Source organism: Acidovorax sp. PRC11, from assembly GCF_031844105.1.
Classification (GTDB): Bacteria; Pseudomonadota; Gammaproteobacteria; order Burkholderiales; family Burkholderiaceae_C; genus Paracidovorax.
In genome coordinates, this window is record NZ_JAUZUQ010000002.1 from 1 (window position 1) to 18,262 (window position 18,262).

At 72.1% G+C, this 18,262-nt stretch carries 19 protein-coding genes; 5 read left to right on the forward strand and 14 right to left on the reverse strand.

The features are described from left to right. Window positions 1-192: 192 nt before the first annotated feature. On the reverse strand, window positions 193-1,620 hold the full coding sequence (locus tag Q9R47_RS02100; RefSeq protein WP_311231551.1) for a hypothetical protein: 1,428 nt from the start codon (window positions 1,618-1,620) through the stop codon (window positions 193-195). 235 nt (window positions 1,621-1,855) lie between these two features. Here Q9R47_RS02100 and Q9R47_RS02105 point away from each other — a divergent pair, with 235 nt between their 5' ends. Further along, window positions 1,856-3,157: a solute carrier family 23 protein gene (locus tag Q9R47_RS02105; protein WP_311231552.1), complete on the forward strand. Its 1,302-nt coding sequence runs from the start codon at window positions 1,856-1,858 to the stop codon at window positions 3,155-3,157. Between the two features lie 12 nt (window positions 3,158-3,169). Here Q9R47_RS02105 and Q9R47_RS02110 read toward each other — a convergent pair whose 3' ends face one another. Further along, window positions 3,170-3,895 carry a zf-TFIIB domain-containing protein gene (locus Q9R47_RS02110; protein WP_311231553.1) on the reverse strand — a complete coding sequence of 242 codons (726 nt, stop codon included), beginning with the start codon at window positions 3,893-3,895 and terminating at the stop codon, window positions 3,170-3,172. A 200-nt stretch (window positions 3,896-4,095) separates the two neighbouring features. Between Q9R47_RS02110 and Q9R47_RS02115 the strand changes: the two genes are divergently transcribed. Both Q9R47_RS02115 and Q9R47_RS02120 read left to right on the forward strand, forming a co-directional pair. Then, a complete protein-coding gene (locus Q9R47_RS02115) occupies window positions 4,096-5,619 on the forward strand; it encodes an acetyl-CoA hydrolase/transferase family protein (protein WP_311231554.1) in 1,524 nt (507 codons plus the stop codon). An 81-nt stretch (window positions 5,620-5,700) separates the two neighbouring features. After that, window positions 5,701-6,123, forward strand: a complete 423-nt coding sequence (locus tag Q9R47_RS02120; protein ID WP_311231555.1) for a hotdog fold thioesterase — start codon at window positions 5,701-5,703, stop codon at window positions 6,121-6,123. Window position 6,124: 1 nt separating this feature from the next. On the opposite strand, the gene Q9R47_RS02125 is transcribed toward Q9R47_RS02120, so the two are convergent. The 5 genes from Q9R47_RS02125 to Q9R47_RS02145 form a co-directional block, all read right to left on the reverse strand. Beyond that, entirely contained in the window at window positions 6,125-6,766 is a 642-nt protein-coding gene (locus Q9R47_RS02125) for a class I SAM-dependent methyltransferase (RefSeq protein ID WP_311231556.1), read from the reverse strand. A gap of 38 nt (window positions 6,767-6,804) precedes the next feature. After that, the gene (locus tag Q9R47_RS02130) at window positions 6,805-7,599 is read right to left on the reverse strand and encodes a PIG-L family deacetylase (protein WP_311231557.1); all 795 of its coding nucleotides are present in this window, start codon (window positions 7,597-7,599) and stop codon (window positions 6,805-6,807) included. Beyond that, window positions 7,587-8,642: an acyl-CoA dehydrogenase gene (locus Q9R47_RS02135; RefSeq protein ID WP_311231558.1), complete on the reverse strand. Its 1,056-nt coding sequence runs from the start codon at window positions 8,640-8,642 to the stop codon at window positions 7,587-7,589. The genes Q9R47_RS02130 and Q9R47_RS02135 overlap by 13 nt, the downstream gene beginning before the upstream one ends. Beyond that, window positions 8,639-9,328: a glycosyltransferase gene (locus Q9R47_RS02140; RefSeq protein ID WP_311231559.1), complete on the reverse strand. Its 690-nt coding sequence runs from the start codon at window positions 9,326-9,328 to the stop codon at window positions 8,639-8,641. Before Q9R47_RS02140 ends, Q9R47_RS02135 begins: the two co-directional genes overlap by 4 nt. Before the next feature lie 285 nt (window positions 9,329-9,613). Then, entirely contained in the window at window positions 9,614-10,234 is a 621-nt protein-coding gene (locus tag Q9R47_RS02145) for a cob(I)yrinic acid a,c-diamide adenosyltransferase (protein ID WP_311231560.1), read from the reverse strand. Window positions 10,235-10,391: 157 nt separating this feature from the next. On the opposite strand from Q9R47_RS02145, the gene Q9R47_RS02150 reads away from it, so the two are divergent. Continuing rightward, window positions 10,392-10,799 carry an EF-hand domain-containing protein gene (locus Q9R47_RS02150; protein WP_311231561.1) on the forward strand — a complete coding sequence of 136 codons (408 nt, stop codon included), beginning with the start codon at window positions 10,392-10,394 and terminating at the stop codon, window positions 10,797-10,799. A 138-nt stretch (window positions 10,800-10,937) separates the two neighbouring features. Here the strand turns inward: Q9R47_RS02150 and Q9R47_RS02155 are convergent, their stop codons facing one another. Next, window positions 10,938-12,122, reverse strand: coding sequence for an FAD-dependent monooxygenase (locus Q9R47_RS02155; protein WP_311231562.1), 1,185 nt, complete (start codon window positions 12,120-12,122; stop codon window positions 10,938-10,940). Window positions 12,123-12,229: 107 nt separating this feature from the next. Between Q9R47_RS02155 and Q9R47_RS02160 the strand changes: the two genes are divergently transcribed. Beyond that, window positions 12,230-12,784, forward strand: coding sequence for a TetR family transcriptional regulator (locus tag Q9R47_RS02160; protein WP_311231563.1), 555 nt, complete (start codon window positions 12,230-12,232; stop codon window positions 12,782-12,784). 3 nt (window positions 12,785-12,787) lie between these two features. Here the strand turns inward: Q9R47_RS02160 and Q9R47_RS02165 are convergent, their stop codons facing one another. The 6 genes from Q9R47_RS02165 to Q9R47_RS02190 form a co-directional block, all read right to left on the reverse strand. Next, complete coding sequence (locus Q9R47_RS02165; RefSeq protein WP_311231896.1) at window positions 12,788-13,570, reverse strand: amino acid ABC transporter ATP-binding protein; 783 nt, start codon at window positions 13,568-13,570, stop codon at window positions 12,788-12,790. A 10-nt stretch (window positions 13,571-13,580) separates the two neighbouring features. Next, window positions 13,581-14,234 (reverse strand): amino acid ABC transporter permease, encoded by a 654-nt coding sequence (locus Q9R47_RS02170; protein WP_311231564.1) that lies wholly within the window; start codon window positions 14,232-14,234, stop codon window positions 13,581-13,583. Window positions 14,235-14,248: 14 nt separating this feature from the next. Next, window positions 14,249-14,911, reverse strand: a complete 663-nt coding sequence (locus Q9R47_RS02175) for an amino acid ABC transporter permease (protein WP_311231565.1) — start codon at window positions 14,909-14,911, stop codon at window positions 14,249-14,251. Window positions 14,912-15,198: 287 nt separating this feature from the next. Then, a complete protein-coding gene (locus Q9R47_RS02180) occupies window positions 15,199-15,996 on the reverse strand; it encodes a transporter substrate-binding domain-containing protein (RefSeq protein WP_311231566.1) in 798 nt (265 codons plus the stop codon). Continuing rightward, window positions 15,993-16,880, reverse strand: a complete 888-nt coding sequence (locus Q9R47_RS02185; protein WP_311231567.1) for a GntR family transcriptional regulator — start codon at window positions 16,878-16,880, stop codon at window positions 15,993-15,995. The genes Q9R47_RS02180 and Q9R47_RS02185 overlap by 4 nt, the downstream gene beginning before the upstream one ends. 116 nt (window positions 16,881-16,996) lie before the next feature. After that, entirely contained in the window at window positions 16,997-18,259 is a 1,263-nt protein-coding gene (locus Q9R47_RS02190; RefSeq protein WP_311231568.1) for a hydantoinase/carbamoylase family amidase, read from the reverse strand. Window positions 18,260-18,262: the final 3 nt, after the last annotated feature.

Here is an 18,262-nt window from a genome sequence, read left to right on the forward strand (position 1 = left end):
TGCCGCAGCGCCCGCGCCGGCCGCGGCCGCCAAGGCCCCGGCCCTGCCGCCCGCGCCGAAGCCCGCCGCCAAGCCCTCCGCGCACAGCAACGCCGACGACGACTGGACGGCGTTCTGACCGGCCGCGCACGGCGGCAGAAATGACCACACGGGGCGCCTTCGGGCGCCCTTTTTCCTTCCGGTGGCCGGTGATCAGTCGGGATCGCGGTGCACCGGCGCCAGCCGGCGCGGGGCGGGCGGTTCCTGCTTGGACTCCCCGCCGCCGAAGATGCGCCGCACGGTCTCGCCGATGCGCGCGCCCAGCACGGTGCCCACGCCCGGGGCGACCACCGTGCCCACGGCCGCGCCGGCCAGGGCGGCGGGCGGCAGCCGGAGCGTGGGGTCCTTCACCGTGCCGCCGAATTCGAGCGGCACGCCCACGATGCCGTCCACCAGGTCGACCGCCACATGGCCGCTCACGCGCTGGTTCTGCACCACGGCGTCGCCGGTGGCGGTGAGCACGCCGGAGGTCGCCTTCAGGTCGCCGTAGCGCACGATGGTGCCGCCGGGATCGGCTTCGGTGCGCACGATGCCCGTCAGGCTGTCGAGCTGGGTCGTGCCGCCCTTGTCGCTGCCGGCGCTGCGGATGGCGGCTTCCAGGTCGAAGGTCAGCAGCTTCGCCCGGGCCACCGTGAAGGACGTGCGCGTGTGGAGCGCGCGCATCGCCGCGGCCGGGTCGTCGCCCTCGGCGATCAGGTCGGTGTGGCCGCTCGCGCGGCCGGACACGATGGAGCGGCGATCGAAGGCATCCATGACGCCCACCACGTCCACCCCCGAGAAATCGAGCGAGCCGGTCACCCGGTAGCGTTCGCCGAACTCCTGCAGCCGCAGCTCGCCGCGCTCGGTGCGCCCCCCGGCCGTCACGTCGGCGCGCCAGCGGTCTTCGCCGCCCTCACGCTCGATGGCCAGGCGTGCGGGGGGAGAGGCGCCCTCACGCTCCAGAAGCCCGCGCACGGGGCGCCATGCGGGCCCGAAATCCACGGAGCCGCCGTAGGCCAGGTCGCGCCCCTGCCGCCCGATCCAGCGCACGCCCTGCCATTCGGCGCGCGCCACCGGCACCTCGGCCAGCGTGAAGGGGCCGAAGCCGGCAGGGCCGTCCTCCCGGGCATTGCGCACCTTGAACTGCGAGAGCGACAGCTGCGGAACGGCCGCGCCCTCCAGCCGCAGCCGCGCCAGGGCGAGCCGCAGGCGCAGCAGATCGGACCAGCGCGCGTCGGCCACGATGCGGTCCGCCGAGACGGGCGCTTCCTGCTCGGTGTGCACGCCGTGCAGCACCACCTGGGGCGCCGGCAGCAGGTGCCACTCGAGGCGGTCCACCACGACGGGTACGCCCAGCAGGTCGCCGGCGCCGTCGCCCGCGCGCCGCGCGAGTTCCTCGTCGGAGGGCAGCCACCACCACAGCACGGCGCCGGCCACCAGCACGAGCGTGCCCGCGGCGGCCACGGCGCCCAACGTCCACCGCAGGGCCCGGCCCAGGCCAGGCCGGGGCGCAGGATGCGGGCGGTCCGGCGCCGGGCCGGCAGCGGCGAGGGGCGCACGGGCCGGCACGGCGGATGGAGAGGAGGACGAAGGCGTTGGCACGCTGCGTGGCCCGGTCGTTCGGAGGTGGCGGGAAAGGACGGCCCACCTTACCGCAGGCATTCCGCTGCACGGGTCGTCCCATTCCTACGCACGCGTGGGCCGGGGGCGCCAGCGCCTACACTCGCCACGCTTCACCCACCTCCCCTTTTTTCCATCCACCGCACGGGCGGGGCCCTGCCCTGCCCGGACGGAAAGCCCCCACCCGATCCACCGGACGCCCAAGGAGCCCATCGCCGTGCCTACCCCCTCTTCCCCGTACTTCACCCGCTGGCGGCGGGTTTCGCCCGCCGAGGGCGCCGTGGTCGCCCCCGACGAGCGCCTGCCCTGGGGGCACACCGCCGCCATGGGCGTGCAGCACGTGATCGCCATGTTCGGCGCCACCGTGCTCGCGCCCATCCTCATGGGGTTCGATCCGAACGTCGCGATCCTGATGAGCGGCCTGGGCACGCTGATCTTCTTCCTCGTCACGGGCGGCCGCGTGCCGAGCTACCTGGGTTCGAGCTTCGCCTTCATCGGCGTGGTGATCGCCGCCAGCGGCTACACCGGCCCGGGCCCGAACGCCAACATGGCCGTGGCGCTGGGCGGCATCATCGCCTGCGGCCTGGTCTACACCCTGATCGGCGCCATCGTGCAGGCCGTGGGCACGGGCTGGATCGAGCGCTGCATGCCGCCCGTGGTGACGGGCGCGGTGGTCGCGGTGATCGGCCTCAACCTCGCGCAGGTGCCCATCAAGAACATGGCCGCCAGCAATTTCGAGAGCTGGATGCAGGCCGCCACCTTCGTGTGCGTGGGCCTGGTCGCCGTGCTCACGCGCGGCATGCTGCAGCGGCTGCTGATCCTCGTCGGCCTGATCGCCGCCAGCGTGCTGTACGCGCTGCTCACCAACGGCCTGGGGCTGGGCAAGCCGATGGACCTCTCCGGCGTGCTGGCCGCGCCCTGGCTGGGCCTGCCGCGCTTCGCCGCGCCCGTGTTCAGCGCGCCGGCCATGCTGCTGATCGCGCCCGTGGCCGTGATCCTGGTGGCCGAGAACCTCGGCCACGTGAAGGCCGTCACGGCCATGACCGGCCGCAATCTCGACCGCTACATGGGCCGCGCCTTCATCGGCGACGGCATCGCCACCATGGCCAGCGGCGCGGTGGGCGGCACGGGCGTCACCACCTACGCCGAGAACATCGGCGTGATGGCCGCCACCAAGATCTACTCCACCGCCGTGTTCCTCGTGGCCGGCCTGATCGCGCTGGTGCTGGGCTTCTCGCCGAAGTTCGGCGCGCTGATCCAGGCGATCCCGCTGCCGGTGATGGGCGGCGTCTCGATCGTGGTGTTCGGCCTCATCGCCGTGGCCGGCGCCAAGATCTGGGTGGACAACCGCGTGGACTTCTCCGACAACAAGAACCTCATCGTGGCGGCGATCACGCTGATCATCGGCACGGGCGACTTCACGCTGAAGTTCGGCGACTTCGCGCTGGGCGGCATCGGTACCGCGACCTTCGGGGCGATCGTCCTCTACGCGCTGCTGAACCTGCGGCGCGGCCGCTGATCCCGGCCCCGGTCAGCGCTTCAGCAGCGACCAGACCAGCTCCACCCCGGCCGACAGCAGGTCGAACCGCTCGGAGGTGTGGGAGGTGAATGCCTCCCGCTGGCGCTCCCGGCGCTCGCGCTCCCGCTCGCGTTCCATCGCGATGAGCGCGTCGGCCAGGGCCTCGGGCCGGGCGGGCTCGGCCCCCGCCCGGGCGGCGCGGGCGTGGCGGTCCAGCGCCTTGTCCACGGCCTGCGGGTCGAGCAGCGACAGGGCCGAGCGGCAATAGGGGCAGGCGTGGTCGTTGCGGATGTCCACCGCGCCGCCGCAGGCCGTGCACGCGATGGTGCCGACGCGGTCGGCCAGCGCATCGATCTCCAGCGATGAGAGGTGGCGCACGAAGCCCTTCTCCACCATGAAGGCGCCGAAGGTGCTGAACCGGCCGTGGCGCGCCGCGCAGCGGTAGGTGCGGTAACGCCCGCCCTGGCCCAGGTCGAACCCCGGCTCCAGCACCTTCGCGCAGCGCGGGCACTGCATGCGATCGGCGAGCGGGCGGTGCGCGTCGCCGCGGTGCCGGTGCAGCAGCTCGAACAGCTCCAGCACCGCGCCCGGCGCGAGCCGCGTGTTCTCCTGCGGATCGAACCACAGGCCCTGGCAGGCGAAGCACAGGTCGATGTGCAGATCCGCGCCGTCGCGCGCGGCGAAACGGTGGTTCTCGGCAGGCTGGCGGCAGGAGGGGCAGAGGCTGGGCGCGGGCATCGCGGTGGATGTTACGGCACGGTCGGCGGGCCCGCGCAGTGTCGGCCGCGTCACGCTGCGGTGCCACGGACCGCACTGCCGCCGCCGGTGCAGCGGCTCGGCCGTGCCGGGGCGCTAAGATTTTTGCATCCGCTCCCAAGGCCCTCGCGGCCTCCTTCCCCTCCGGCCTTTCCCTGCGGCCCCGCGTCCGCCCTTTTCCCATGCCTTCCTTCGACACTTCCCGCATCCAATGCCCCGTCCTGCGGGACAAGCTCATGACGGCCGAGCAGGCCGCCGCCCTGATCCCGAACGGCGCGCGCGTCGGCATGAGCGGCTTCACCGGCGCCGGCTACCCCAAGGCGATCCCGCCCGCGCTCGCCGCCCGCATCGAGACGCTGCACGCCGCCGGCGAGCCCTTCAGCATCGGCCTGTGGACGGGCGCCTCCACCGCGCCCGAGCTCGACGGCGCGCTCGCCAAGGTGGGCGGCGTGAACATGCGCATGCCCTACCAGTCCGACCCGACCTGCCGCGCGCAGATCAACGCCGGCAAGATGCAGTACGTGGACGCCCACCTCTCCCACGTGGCGCCCTACGTGTGGTTCGGCTTCTGGGGCCGGCTCGACGTGGCGGTGATCGAGGTGGCCGGCGTGCTGCCGGACGGGCGGCTGATCCCGTCCTCGTCCGTGGGCAACAACAAGACCTGGCTCGACCAGGCCGACAGGATCATCCTCGAGGTGAACGCCTGGCAGCCCGAGGGCCTGGACGGCATGCACGACATCTACTACGGCACCGACCTGCCCCCCAACCGCGTGCCGATCCCGCTGGTGCACCCCGGCGACCGCATCGGCGAGCCCTACCTGCGCTGCGATCCGGCCAAGGTGGTGGCCGTGGTCGCCACGCACGCGCCCGACCGCAATTCGGCCTTCGCCGCACCGGACGACACTTCCGAGCGCATCGCCGGCCACATCATCGAATTCCTGCAGCAGGAGGTGCGGCACGGCCGGCTGCCCTCCACGCTGCTGCCGCTGCAGTCGGGCGTGGGCAACATCGCCAACGCCGTGCTCGCGGGGCTGGACGCCGGCCCGTTCCAGCACCTCACGGCCTACACCGAAGTGCTGCAGGACGGCATGCTGGAGATGCTGCGCTCGGGCACGCTGGAGAGCGCCTCGGCCACCGCCCTGTCGCTGAGCCCCGCGGCCACCGAGGAATTCACCCGCAACATCGGCTTCTACCGCGAACGCATCGTGCTGCGCCCGCAGGAGATCAGCAACCACCCCGAGCTGATCCGCCGGCTGGGCCTCATTTCGATGAACGGCATGATCGAGGCCGACATCTACGGCAACGTGAACTCCACGCACGTCATGGGCTCGTCGATCATGAACGGCATCGGCGGCTCGGGCGACTACGCGCGCAATGCGTATCTCTCGATCTTCATGACGCCCTCGCTCGCCAAGGGCGGCAGCATCTCGTGCATCGTGCCCATGGCCTCGCACGTGGACCACACCGAGCACGACGTGCAGATCCTCGTCACCGAGCAGGGCCTGGCGGACCTGCGCGGCCTGTCGCCCTCGCAGCGCTCGGAGGTGGTGATCGAACGCTGCGCGCACCCCGATTTCCGCCCCGCCCTGCGCGACTACGTGGCGCGGGCGCGCGCGAGCGGCTGCGGCCTGCACACGCCGCACCTGCTGGGCGAGGCGCTGTCCTGGCACGAGCGCTACCTGCGTACGGGCACCATGCGCACCTGACCGCCCCCTGTCCCGCGCGGGCCTGCGGGGAACGCCGGCGCCTCCCATAATCCACGGATCGCACCCGAAGGAGACACCCCCATGCCGATCTGGAAGCAGCCCATCGACCTGCACAGCCTGAACCACCCGGCCACGCCGAACGCGGTGACCCACCTGGGCATCGAATTCACCGAGATCGGCGACGACTTCCTGCGCGCCCGCGTGCCGGTGGACGAGCGCACCAAGCAGCCCTTCGGCCTGCTGCACGGCGGCGTGAGCGTGGTGCTGGCCGAGACGCTGGGGTCGGTGGGTGCGTTCTACGCCTCGCCCGAGGGCTGCCGCGCCGTGGGCCTGGACATCAATGCCAACCACCTGCGCGCCGCCACCGAGGGCTGGGTGACCGGCACCGCCCGGCCCGTGCACATCGGCCGCACCACCCACGTCTGGCAGATCGACATGGCCAACGAGGCCGGCGACCTCACCTGCGTCTCGCGCCTCACGATGGCGATCCTCGCGCCGCGCTGAATCAGTCGGACCTGCCCTCGCGGCAGGCGACGGAATCCATGCCGGCCGCCCACACGCCCAGGCGGAAATCCGCATCCGTCGCATCCACCACGCGGCGCAGGTCCATGCCGGCCTCCAGCCGCAGATGCGCCGCGTCGCCGGCCAGCGCGCAGCCCGCGATGGGCCGGCGCCAGTGGCAGGCCGCCACCACGCCGCCCGGGGCGAGCGAGGCGCGCACGCGCAGCGCCAGGCGGTCGATGTCGGCGGGCGCGAGGTAGTACACGAACTCGCTGAGCACGATCAGGTCGAACGCGCCCTCGGGCCATTCGTCCGGCACCCACATGCGCCGCAGCGCCACGTGGGCATGGCGTTCCAGGCGGCGCCCGGCGACCTCCAGCGCGCGCTCGGCGCCATCGGTGGCCAGCAGCTCGCCGCAGCGGGGCGCGAGTTCGGCCGTGAGCAGCCCCGTGGCGCAGCCGGGCTCGAACGCCCGGGCATACCGCTCGTGGGGCAGTGCCGCCAGCAGCAGGCGCCGCTTGCGGGCCTCGTACCAGCTGCCGTCGAAGTGCCACGGATCGTCGCTGCCGGCGTACAGCGCCTCGAAATGCCGCGGCGGCACCGCCTGCGGCGGCGCTTCTGCGGGCGCGGGTGTCGACGTGGGCATGGGAGGCTCGGTGAAAGCGGGAGGGTCTGCCAGCAGGGTCATGTGCTCGGGAGAAAGAAGTATTCGAGCGGCCAGCGGGCCCGCTCCAGGATGGCACCGTCGAGCACCGGCGCGAGGCCGTGCCCGCGGTCGGCGAGCTGCGAGCGGTGGCGCGCCAGGGCCGCCTGCTTGGCCGCCGCCGCCCCCGCCGTGGGCTGGAAGGCGCACAGCCGGTGCCAGGGCACCGGCGACTGCAGCGGGTCCGCCCAGTGCCACATCCATACCGGTGCCTCCCACAGCAGCGCGCCGGCCGCGCGCGCGGCGCCGGCCGCGGCCCGGCCGCAGGCCTCGTGGTCCGGGTGTCCGTCGAGCCGCCACGTGGTCACCACCGCATCGTCCGGGCGCAGCAGCGTGCGCAGCGACCGTTCCAGCGCATCGCCGCAGTCCTCGACGCCGCCGTCCGGCAGGCCGAGCAGCAGCAGGTCGGCCGTGCCCGCGCCCAGCGCTTCCAATCCCTCCACGCGCTCGCGGCGGCGCAGGGCGGCGGTGTCGGGTGCCGACCAGCCGGGCGTGCCCTGGTGGCTGGCCTCGCCGTCGGTCACCCCGACGATCAGCACCTCGCCGCCGCGGCGCGCATGGGCGTGCAGCAGCATGCCGCAGGCCAGCAGTTCGTCGTCGGGGTGCGGGGCCAGCACCACGAGGCGTTGGTCCGCGCCGACGATGGCCGCGGCGGGCAGGCGGGCCGGGCCGCGGCCGGCCAGCCACTGCTGCCAGGCATGCGGTGCGCGGCGCGGCCGGCCGATGTCGATCTGGCGATCGGCCGCGGGGTGTCCGGCTTCCATCAGATCGACCATGGGGCCACCGCCTTTTCCGCCAGGCATTCGCCCATCGCGGCATCGTCGCGTTCCGCGTGGCTCTGGCGGATGAAGACCGGCAGGTCCGCCGCCATGCGCGCGAAGGCGGGATCGCGGCACAAGGGCGTGGCGCCCAGCGCCCGGCCGACCTCGTCGAGCACCTCGCGGGCACAGGCTTCCGCTGTCTGGCGCACGCGCAGCGCGGCCAGCCGCGCATCCTCCTGCGGATGGGCATCGATCCATTGCGCCGTCTCGCGCAGCAGCGCCGCGGAGCCGGCCAGCAGGCGGTCCACCCGGCCCAGGGCCGCGAGCCGGAAAGGCATGCGCTGCGCCGCGGGCGCGCGGGCCAGCGCCGTGTGCAGGGTGCGCGCCAGGGCCACCGCACCGCCATGCCAGCACGCCGCGACGCCCGCCCCGCCCTGCCAGAAGCCGGGCCGGCGCAGATAGCCGCCCACCGCGCCCACGGCCACGGCCGGCACGTCCTGGAACAGCACGTCCACGCTGGCGCTGGCCTCCATGCCGACCGCATGCCATTGGTCGCCGCAGAAACCCACCCCCGGCTGGCGCATGTCCACCGCCACCAGCTGCGGGCCTTCTCCGTCCGGCCCCCAGGCGGTCAGCAGGCCGTGGCTCACATGCTGCGCCCCCGAGCACCAGGACTTGGCGCCGCACAGGCGCGGCATGCCGTCGGGCCCGGGCTGTACCGTCAGCCGCGCGCCCGGCGCTTCCGCGGCCCAGGTGCCCCAGACCGATGCGGCCGTGCTGCCCGCGATGCCCTCCGGCGCCCCGAGTTCGCGCAGGATCGCGAGCGCGTCGGTATGGCCTTCGTAGAGTTTCACGAGCGCGAGGTCGTGCGCCGCCACCTCGGCGAGCGCGCGCCAGCGGGCCGCGGTGTCGCCTCCGCCGGGCAGCGGCAGGTCGGCGCAGCCCGCATCCACCAGGGTCTGCAGGCGGTCCGCCGGGGCGAGCGTGCCGCTGCCCGCCAGCACCGCGCGCAGCACCGCCAGCGACACGGCGCCGTGGCTCGGAGGCAGCGCGTTCATGCCATGCCTCCGGCGGCCCAGGTCGTGGCCGCGGCCAGACCGGCCAGGCCCGCGAGGTGCGCGCCGAACCCTTCCGGCGCGCGGTACTGGCGGCGCGCGCTGGTCACCACGCGCGGCAGGTTGGTCCAGGCGATCGAGGCCCCCGTGGCCTCCAGGGCGCGCACGAGGGCCACGTCCTCGCCCGTGCACAGTTCCTGGAAGCCCCCGGCACGCAGGTAGGCGCCGGACGCCACGCCCAGGTTCGCGCCGTGGATGTGGCGGTGGTCCGGCCGGTCGTGGTAGGCCGCGCGGTAGCGCTGCTGGAGATCGTCGGAGTACCCGCCCCACTCGCGCACTTCCACGGTGCCGCAGACCGCCTCGCTCGCCAGTCCCAGCTGGGAGGCGAGCCAGTCGTGCGCCACGGTGCTGTCGGCATCCGTGAACCCGAGCCAGCGGGCGCCCGCATCGAGTGCGGCCTGCGCACCGGCGGCACGCGCCGCGCCCACGTTGCGACGGGTGAGGGTGAGGGTGCGCACGCCGTGCCGCCGGGCGATGTCGGCGGAGCGGTCGGAACATGCGTCGAGGGCGACCACGATGTCCACGCGCTCGCCCCGGAGCGCGGGATGCAGTGCGGCCGTGCGCAGTGCATGCAGGCACTCGCCCAGGCACGCTTCCTCGTCATGCGCGGGAACGACCACGCCGATCATGGCCGCGCTCCCGGCCACCGCATGGCAAGGCCCTGCCGCCGCGCAACCCGCTGCGGCACGCTGGCCAGCATCGTCCGGCGGCGGCACCGTCGGTGCCTGCGTCCTGCCGGTTCAGCCCGTTCAATCCTCGCCATGCACTTTCCTTGTTCTGTTCGACGGGAAAGTTAAGGCGGCACCCCTGGCCGGACTGTAGGAGAACAAGCCCATCCATTACCCGACGGCACCGGTTTCCGGACCGTGTGCGGCCGCGCGGCGGCGAGGCGTGCCGCGCCGGGAATGCAGCGGCTACGGGGCCGTGCCGACGCGGCCGGCGTCAGCCGCTGAGGCGCCCGATTCCTCCTCCGCGCGCCGTGCCATGCGGTCGCTCTTCCAGTACACGTCGTCGCCCCCGTCCATGCGGTTGAGCACGCGCGCGAGCACGAAGAACAGGTCCGACAGCCGGTTCAGGTAGCGCCGTGGCGCGGCCCGCAGCCCCTCCGGCTCGGCCTCGCCCAGCGCCACGACGGAGCGCTCCGCGCGGCGGGCCACGGTGCGGCAGACATGCGCCTGCGCGGCGGCACGCGAGCCCGCGGGCAGGATGAATTCGGCCAGGCGCGGCAGGGCGCCGTTGTAGCGTGCCAGGGCGTCGTCGAGCTGCGCCAGGGCGTCGTCCTTGAGCAGCTCGAAGCCGGGAATGGAGAGTTCGCCGCCCAGGTTGAACAGCTGGTGCTGCACGTCGCCCAGCAGCGTGCGCACGCCATCGGGCAGCGGCTCGCAGAGCAGCAGGCCGATGTGGGAGTTGAGTTCGTCCACGTCGCCCATGGCGTGGGGCCGGGCGCTGTGCTTGGAGACGCGCGTGTTGTCGCCGAGGCCGGTGCTGCCGTCGTCTCCTGTGCGCGTGGCGATTTGTGTCAATCGGTTGCCCATGGGGACCTTCCGGAGGAAATGGGGAGAAGAGCCCCGATTCTCCGTTACACCCGGGGGCCGATTGTGTACTCGGGCAACAGCGGGCAAAAGCGCTGGCCTGGCGGTCCGCGCTGCGGTGCAATGAAGGCCTGTTCAACTTCTACGGAGCCTGACATCCATGCCAGCTACGCAGCAACGACGATCCGCCCTCTCCTTCGATGCCCGCAGCGTGCTGCTGTTCGCGGCCATGGCCGTGGGAGGCGCCGCGGCGCATGCGCAGACCTCTCCGTCCGCCAGCACGTCGACCGGCCTGCATGCCGCGCCCTCGCGTTCCGGCAGCAACGGCGGCAACGGCGCCCAGGGCCTGTCCGCTTCCGCGGGCGGCGGCGCCGTGTTCGGCGGCACCCCCACCGCGGCCCCGTCCGCCGGTGCCTCGTTCGACCGGGCCGACGCCAACCACGACGGGCAGCTGAGCGCGCAGGAAGCCGCCCGCCTGCCGGCCATCAGCCAGCGCTTCAAGGCGCTGGACACCAACCGCGACGGAGCCCTGTCGCGCACCGAATTCGAGGTGGGCGCGAAATCCTGACGCACCCCCTTCGCCCCCGACGTCTGGCTGACGTTCTGTGATTGCGCAACTACCACGGGAACTCCAGCTGTATCTTGCAACGACCCGGCCCGCATGACAGGAGGCATGCGGGCTTCGGTGCGTCTGGAGGGAGGGCCGTCAGCGGTCCAGTTCGGCCAGTTGCATCGCGAGCCTGCGCCGCACGAAGGGAAGGTGGTCGACCAGGCCGAGCAGTGCCCCCCGCGCCGCGCGTGCCAGCGGTGAAGACGCCGTTGCCAGCCGGGTGAGCGCATCGGTCGTGCGGACCACCTCGCGCGCGATCGCATGGCGCCGCGCCGCCCAGGCCGCGATCGCGCCGGTGTCGCCTTCGCGCAGGGCCCGGTGCAGCGGGGCCGCGAGTTCGACGGCGTCCTGGATGCCCGTGTTCATTCCCTGCCCGCCCGCCGGGCTGTGCACGTGGGCGGCATCTCCGCACAAGAGCGCATGCCCCTTCCACACCTGCGCCGCAAGCCGGTGCTGCACGTGGAACGACGATCCCCACAGCAGCTCCCTGATCGCGGGGGTCGTGCCGGGCCGGGGACCGCGGGTGCCGAGCAGGGCGTGCACATGCGCCGGCGTCACGTCCGGGTCCGGATCGTCCACCGTGGCCACCACGCGGTAGCGGTCAGCGCCGCCGCCGGGCAGGGGCGCGACCACCATCAGGCCCTGCGGCGAGAAGAACAGGCTGACTTCGCTGCGGGGCAGCGGCCAGTCCATGCGCACGTCGGCCAGCACGAAGCGCTCCGCATAGTCGCCGCCCTCGAAGGAGATGCCGGCGCCCGCGCGCACCTCGCTGCGGGCGCCGTCGCATCCCACGATCCAGCGGGCATGCACCTGCCGCGGGCCTGCATCAGAGCAGTCCAGCTCCGCCGCGATGCCCCCGGGTACCTCCGTGAACGACACCAGCCGCGCCGGTCTCCACACCGTGGCGTTCCTGCCGCCGAGCCCCGCCGCGAGCACGGCCTCTGTCACGTTCTGCGGGCACATCAGCGCATAGGGATGGGGTGAGGGCAACCCCGCGAAGCCGATGCGCAGCAGCAGGTCGCCGCCTTCGCGCACGCAGAAATCCGGCGTTTTCAGGCCCTGGGACAGGAGCGCCGGCACGACGCCGAGCGGTTCCAGCACTTCCAGCGTGCGCGCATGGATGACGGCGGCGCGCGAGGTGTTCAGCCCGGCCGCGTGCCGGTCGACCAGGACCGAGGCGATGCCCAGGCGGTCCAGCGCGCGCCGCAGGGCCAGGCCCGCGGGGCCGGCTCCCACGATGAGCACTTCCGTGGAGATCGGTGCATTCGGTGCTGCGTCCATGGCGGGATTCCCAGAAAAGTAAACAGGCGTTTGCATTCTGGTCGCATCCCTGGCACAAGTAAACTGGCGTTTACAAAAACCCACATCCCCTGTCCAGGAAGTTTCCCGTGACCCGTTCGCAAGCCACCCGAGACCGCATCCTCGAATCGGCCCGCTGCCTGTTCGCCCAGGAGGGCTACGACGGCACCACGCTGCGCGCCGTGGCGGCCCATGCCCGGGCGAACGTCGCGCTGGTCATCCGCTACTACCGGAGCAAGGAGGCGCTGTTCCTGGCCGCCTCGGAGTTCGACCTGCGCCTGCCGGACCTCGGCACGGCCGCACGCGACGAACTCGGCCCGCGGCTCGCGGCGCATTTCTTCGCCGTGTGGGAAGACGGCCCCGCAGGACGGCAGCTGGTGTCGCTGCTGCGGGCTGCAGCGACGCACCCCGACGCGAGGGCTCGCATGCAGGCCATTTTCGAAACGCAGCTGCGCGCGGCCGTGCGCACCCTGGTGCCGCCCGATGAGGGCCCGGACCTGCGGGCCACCCTCATCGCCTCGCAGATGCTCGGGTTCGCGTTCGTCCGCTACGTGCTGGAGTTTTCAGCGGAAGGGCTCGACCGATCGGCGGCGGTGCGCGCTCTCGGCGGCACGCTGCAGCGCTACCTGACGGAGCCCCTGTGACCGTCAGTCGTGCAGCGACGACAGGAACTGCTGCAGCTCCGGCGTGCGCGGGTTGCCGAACACCTCGGCCGGCGGGCCCATCTCGTGCACGCGGCCCTGGTGCATGAAGATCACGCGGTCGCTCACCTTGCGCGCGAACGCCATCTCGTGCGTGACCATCAGCAGCGTCATGCCCTCGGCCGCCAGGCCCTCCACCACGCGCAGCACCTCGCCCACCAGTTCCGGATCGAGCGCGCTGGTGATCTCGTCGCACAGCAGCACGGCGGGCTCCATGGCCAGGGCGCGGGCGATGGCCACGCGCTGCTGCTGGCCGCCGGAGAGCTGGTCGGGCATGGCGTCGAACTTCTCGGCCAGGCCCACGCGCAGCAGCAGCCGGCGCGCATGCTCGGCGGCATCGACCTTGTCCTTCTTCTTGACCAGCGTGGGCGCGAGCATGATGTTGCGGCCCACCGAGAGGTGCGGGAACAGGTTGAAGCCCTGGAAGATCATGCCCACGCGCTGGCGCAGCTCGCGCATCGCCATGGGGCTGTCGTGCAGCAGCGGCTTGCCGTCCACGGTGAGCGCGCCGTCCTGGAATTCCTCCAGGCCGTTGATGCAGCGCAGCAGCGTGCTCTTGCCCGAGCCGCTCTTGCCGATGATGGCGATGACCTCGCCGCGCGCGACCTTCAGGTCGATGCCCTTGAGCACCTCGTTGGTGCCGTAGGACTTGCGCAGCGCCGTGACGTTGACGATGGGGGCGGCGGATGCGGATGCGGATGCAGATGCGGCGGTGGCGGGCGTGGGCATGGCGGCGGTTTCAGCGGCGGCTTGCATGGACTTTCCTTTCCAGGAACTTGGCATAGAGACTGATGGGGTAGCACAGCGCGAAGTACATGAGCGCCACGCAGGCGAACACCGTGAACGGCTGGTAGGTGACGTTGGAGATCATGTTGCCGGCGCGCGTGAGTTCGACGAAGCCCACCACCGACGCCAGCGCGGTGCCCTTGATCACCTGCACCATGAAGCCCACCGTGGGCGCGATCGCGATGCGCAGCGCCTGCGGCACCACCACGTGGCGCAGCTGCTCGCCGAAGGTGAGTGCCAGGCTCTGCGCGGCCTCCCACTGCCCCTTCGGGATGGCGGCCACGCAGCCGCGCCAGATCTCGGTGAGGAAGGCGCTGGTGTAGAGCGTGAGCGCCAGCGTGACCGACACCCACGCCGACACGTCGATGCCGAACAGCCCGATCCCGAAGTACGCGAGGAACAGCTGCATCAGCAGCGGCGTGCCCTGGAAGACCTGCACATAGGCGCCGACGAGCCGGTCCACCCAGCCGATGCGCGTGAGGCGTGCCACCAGCAGCAGCGCGCCCACGAGGCCGCCGCCGACGAAGGCGATGAGCGACAGCACCACCGTCCAGCGCGCGGCCAGCAGCAGGTTGCGGAAGATGTCCCAGACAGTGAAATCGACCATGGTGACTTACCCTTTCACTTTCCGAAGACGAAGCGCGGCCCCGCCCAGTTGAGCGCGCGCCGCAGCCCGATGGCCAGCAGCAGGTAGATGCCGGTGGCGACGATGTAGGCCTCGAAGGTGCGGAAGTTCTGCGCCTGGATCACGTTGGCCGAGTAGCTCAGCTCCTCGGTCGAGATCTGCCCGCAGACCGCCGAGCCCAGCATCACGATGATGATCTGGCTCACCATGGCCGGCCACACGCGCTTGAGCGAGGGCGGCAGCACCACGCGGGTGAACACCTGCATGCGGCTCAGCGCCAGGCTCTGCGCGGCCTCGATCTGCCCGCGCGGCGTGGCCTCGATGCCGGCGCGGATGATCTCCGTCGCGTAGGCGCCGAGGTTCAGCACCATGGCGATCACCGAGGCCACCTCCGGGCTCAGCTTGATGCCCATCGACGGCAGGCCGAAGAAGATGAAGAACAGCTGCACGATGAAGGGCGTGTTGCGGATCAGCTCCACATACGTGCCCACCACCACGCGCAGCGCCAGCGGTCCGCTCGCGCGCGCCCAGGCGCAGCCGATGCCGACGGCCATGCCGATCGCCATCGACACGGCCGTCAGCCCCAGCGTCCACAGCACGCCGCGCAGCAGGAAGGGCCACTGCACCAGCACGGCCCCGAAATCGAGTTGAACTTGCATATCAATCACTCATTGCCGGGCGCCAGCGATGACCCGCGCCCTGTGCCATGAAACGGTCACGACCTTACCCATCGAGTGGCCGCGGAGCAGGCCAGGCCAGCAGACGCCGCGGAACCGGCTCCGCCGGGCCGCTGGCGTCGAGCAGCCCCAGGCCAGAGGCCTGGGGCGTTCGGGCTGTCCAGGCCCGCGCAGGCGGGCCTGGAGCCGCAGCCCTCACCCCCTGCCCGCCGTGCACAGCACGGCGAGAGCGGGGGGAAGCGGCAAAGCCGCTCAGGGGGGCGTGCCAATCACTCCGTCAGGGGGAGGTCGCCCGCCGGCCGCCCCAGCCACTTCTTCGACATCGCATCCAGCGTGCCGTCCTTCTTCGCGGCCAGGATGATTTCGTTCACCTTGGCGCGCAGCGCGTCCTCGCCCTTGGCCACGCCCACGAAGTTCGGGCTGTCCTTGATCAGCAGCTTGTATTCGGCGCCCAGTTGCGGGTTCTTCTGCATCATCAGCCCGGCGTTGGAGACGCTGGTGGCGATCACCTGCGTCTGCCCGGCCACGAAGGCGGCGGTGGACGCGGCCTGGTCCTCGTAGCGCTTGAACTGCATGGAAGCGGGGCCGACCTTCGCCAGCTCCTGCTCCTCCATCGCACCCTTGGCGACGGCGATGGTCTTGCCGGCGAGGTCGTCGAACGACTTGACCTGCATCGCCTTGGGCGCATACACGCCCTGGAAGAACGGCGCATAGGCGTGCGTGAAGTCGATCACCTTCAGGCGGTCGGGGTTCTTGCCCAGCGTGGAGATCACCAGGTCCACCTGCTTGGTCTGCAGGTAGGGGATGCGGTTGGCGCTGGTCACCGGCACCATCTGCAGCTTCGCGCCCATCTGCTGGGCGATGAGTTCGGCCATCGCGACGTCCAGGCCCTGCGGCTTGAGGTCCAGGCCCACGAAGCCGTAGGGCGGGTAGTCGGTGGGCACCGCGATCTTGATCGTCTTCGTCTGCTGGATCTTCTCCAGGGCGTTCTGCGCGTGGGCGGCCGTGCCGCCCAGCAGGGCGGCGGCGGCCAGGGCGAGAGTGAGTTGGCGGCGGGTGGGGGTCATAGAAGCGCTCCTAGGTAGGTCGGTGAGGGGTCGTCGTCGTTGCCGGACGGGGAGGATGAGGATGGGGAAGCAGCAGCCGGGGCCAGCGGCGGTGACAGCGCACCGGGCCGGCGCTTCGCGCGCGGAACGGGGGCGGTGACGGCGGCGATGCCGGCCTCGCCGGAATGCAATGCCTGTGCCTGTGCACGCGCCCGCGGACGTGCGGCCGACTTCGGCACCACCGGCGCCAGCGCCCCGCGCAACTGCGCCAGCGGATCGGCATGGGCGGGCAGCCGCAGGTGCCCCTGCACGGTGCCGATGTGTTCGGACATCAGCGCCTCGGCGCGGGCGGTGTCGCCCGCCTCCAGCGCCGCGACGATGCGCACGTGGTCCTCGCAGGACTGGGCGGCATCGTGCGACGACTGGTAGAGCATGGCGATGAGCGTGGTGCGTGCCGTGAAATCGCGCAACGTGTCGGCCAGCAGGTGGTTGCCCAGGCATTCGGCCAGGCACACGTGGAAGTCGCCCAGCAGGAAGCTGCGCGCGCCCACGTCGCTGCCGCGCACGGCGGCCTTCTCACGCGCCAGGTGGGCACGGAGCGATTGCAGCGCGGGCTTGCCCAGCGGCTTCGCGCCGCGGATCAGGCCCAGCTCGATCACGCGCCGCGCCTCGAAGGCCTCGCGCGCATCCTCCTGCGAGGGCTCCACCACGTACCAGCCGCGCCGCGCGCTCACGGTGACGATGCCGCGCACCGACAGCCGGGTGAGCGCCTCGCGCACGATGGTGCGGCTGCAGTCGAACAGCATGGCCAGCTGCTGCTCGCCCAGGCGCGCGCCGGGTGCGAGTTTCTGCGCCATCACCGCTTCGATGATGCGTTCGCTGATGTCGGTGGAGGAAATCGCCATGGCTTGCATACCAGCACGAAGCGTGCCCGCTGGTATGCAAGATCGGCGCACAACTCTGGTTCAACCACGGCACCGCTACAGGCTCATCGGCACCAAGTTGGCGCCGCCCTGCCCGATCAGGTGCCGAGCAAACCTTCTGCGAGCCACTCGGTGCCCAGAAGGAAGTCGTCGATGTCCATCGCCTCCTGCGGGTTGTGCGAGCCGTGGGCATTGCGCACGAACAGCATGGCGGCTGGAATGCCCGCGGCGGCGAACACCGCCGCATCGTGGCCCGCGCCGCTCGGAATGCGCTCCAACGTCTGCCCCGCGCGGGCGGCCACGGCCTCGAATCGCCGGATCCAGCTCTCGTCCATCGTCGCGGGGGCCGTGGTGAGGCGGTCGTCGAACTCGAAGCGCACGCCCCGGTCCGCCGCGATCGCGCGGCATTCGTCCTGCATCAGCTGGTGGAAGCGCTCCAGCGTGGCGGCGTCCTGGCTGCGCGCCTCGAAGCTGAACTGCACCTCGCCCGGAATCACCGACACCGCGTGCGACTGCGCGGGCGTGGTGCAGATGCCGCTGGTCATCACGAGGTCCATACCCATCTGCAGCAGCACGCGCCAGTGCTCGTCCATGCGCGACAGCAGCTGCGCCACCGCCAGCACCGCATCCTTGCGCAGCCAGCGCGGCACCGCGCCGGAGTGGCCCGTCTCGCCGATGCAGCGCACGCGGTTGTGGCGCACGTTGCCGCGGATGCCCGTCACCGCCGCCACCGGCCAGCCGCGCGCCACCATCACCGGGCCCTGCTCGATGTGCAGCTCCAGGTACGCGGCCACGGCGCACGGCAACAGCGGCGTGTTCTGCGCGATGGCGGCCACGTCCGCGCCGCAGCGCGCCATCGCGTCGCCCAGCGTGCCGGCGCCGGCTCCCGCGCGGTGCGGCAACTGCAGCGCCGCGGCGGGCAGGCGCCCCAGCAGCGCCATCGAGCCCATGTAGGCGCGGCCGTACCAAGCGCTCTCCTCGCCGCGCAGGGCCAGCACGCGCACCGGCGGCGCCTCCGCATGCCGCCCGCGCAGCGACGACAGCACCAGCATGCCCGCCACCACGCCGGCCAGCCCGTCGTAGTTGCCGCCCTGCGGCACCGAATCCACGTGCGAGCCGATCACCACCACGGGATCGTTGCGCCCATCCTCGGGCAGGCGCATCCACAGATTGCGGGCGCGGTCGTATTCGCAGGCCAGGCCCATCGCGGCGGCATGGCGCTCCAGCAACTGCAGGGCCGAGTCTTCGCCGGGGCCGTAGCTCTCGCGCGTGATGCCGGGGCCGTCGCGGGTGGCGTCCGCCACCTCGCCGAGCAATGCCTCGGCCTGGCGGCGCCACGTGCGGGTGTCCAGGGATTCCATGAC

Excerpts from the sequence above, each read along its gene's own strand:
- Q9R47_RS02150 (WP_311231561.1), top strand. The coding sequence starts at position 10,392 with ATGCCAGCTACGCAGCAACGACGATCCGCCCTCTCCTTCGATGCCCGC.
- Q9R47_RS02185 (WP_311231567.1), bottom strand. The coding sequence starts at position 16,880 with ATGGCGATTTCCTCCACCGACATCAGCGAACGCATCATCGAAGCGGTG.
- Q9R47_RS02125 (WP_311231556.1), bottom strand. The coding sequence starts at position 6,766 with ATGCCCACGTCGACACCCGCGCCCGCAGAAGCGCCGCCGCAGGCGGTG.
- Q9R47_RS02120 (WP_311231555.1), top strand. The coding sequence starts at position 5,701 with ATGCCGATCTGGAAGCAGCCCATCGACCTGCACAGCCTGAACCACCCG.
- Q9R47_RS02135 (WP_311231558.1), bottom strand. The coding sequence starts at position 8,642 with ATGAACGCGCTGCCTCCGAGCCACGGCGCCGTGTCGCTGGCGGTGCTG.
- Q9R47_RS02130 (WP_311231557.1), bottom strand. The coding sequence starts at position 7,599 with ATGGTCGATCTGATGGAAGCCGGACACCCCGCGGCCGATCGCCAGATC.
- Q9R47_RS02175 (WP_311231565.1), bottom strand. The coding sequence starts at position 14,911 with ATGCAAGTTCAACTCGATTTCGGGGCCGTGCTGGTGCAGTGGCCCTTC.
- Q9R47_RS02170 (WP_311231564.1), bottom strand. The coding sequence starts at position 14,234 with ATGGTCGATTTCACTGTCTGGGACATCTTCCGCAACCTGCTGCTGGCC.
- Q9R47_RS02145 (WP_311231560.1), bottom strand. The coding sequence starts at position 10,234 with ATGGGCAACCGATTGACACAAATCGCCACGCGCACAGGAGACGACGGC.
- Q9R47_RS02155 (WP_311231562.1), bottom strand. The coding sequence starts at position 12,122 with ATGGACGCAGCACCGAATGCACCGATCTCCACGGAAGTGCTCATCGTG.
- Q9R47_RS02165 (WP_311231896.1), bottom strand. The coding sequence starts at position 13,570 with ATGCCCACGCCCGCCACCGCCGCATCTGCATCCGCATCCGCATCCGCC.
- Q9R47_RS02115 (WP_311231554.1), top strand. The coding sequence starts at position 4,096 with ATGCCTTCCTTCGACACTTCCCGCATCCAATGCCCCGTCCTGCGGGAC.
- Q9R47_RS02190 (WP_311231568.1), bottom strand. The coding sequence starts at position 18,259 with ATGGAATCCCTGGACACCCGCACGTGGCGCCGCCAGGCCGAGGCATTG.
- Q9R47_RS02110 (WP_311231553.1), bottom strand. The coding sequence starts at position 3,895 with ATGCCCGCGCCCAGCCTCTGCCCCTCCTGCCGCCAGCCTGCCGAGAAC.
- Q9R47_RS02140 (WP_311231559.1), bottom strand. The coding sequence starts at position 9,328 with ATGATCGGCGTGGTCGTTCCCGCGCATGACGAGGAAGCGTGCCTGGGC.
- Q9R47_RS02180 (WP_311231566.1), bottom strand. The coding sequence starts at position 15,996 with ATGACCCCCACCCGCCGCCAACTCACTCTCGCCCTGGCCGCCGCCGCC.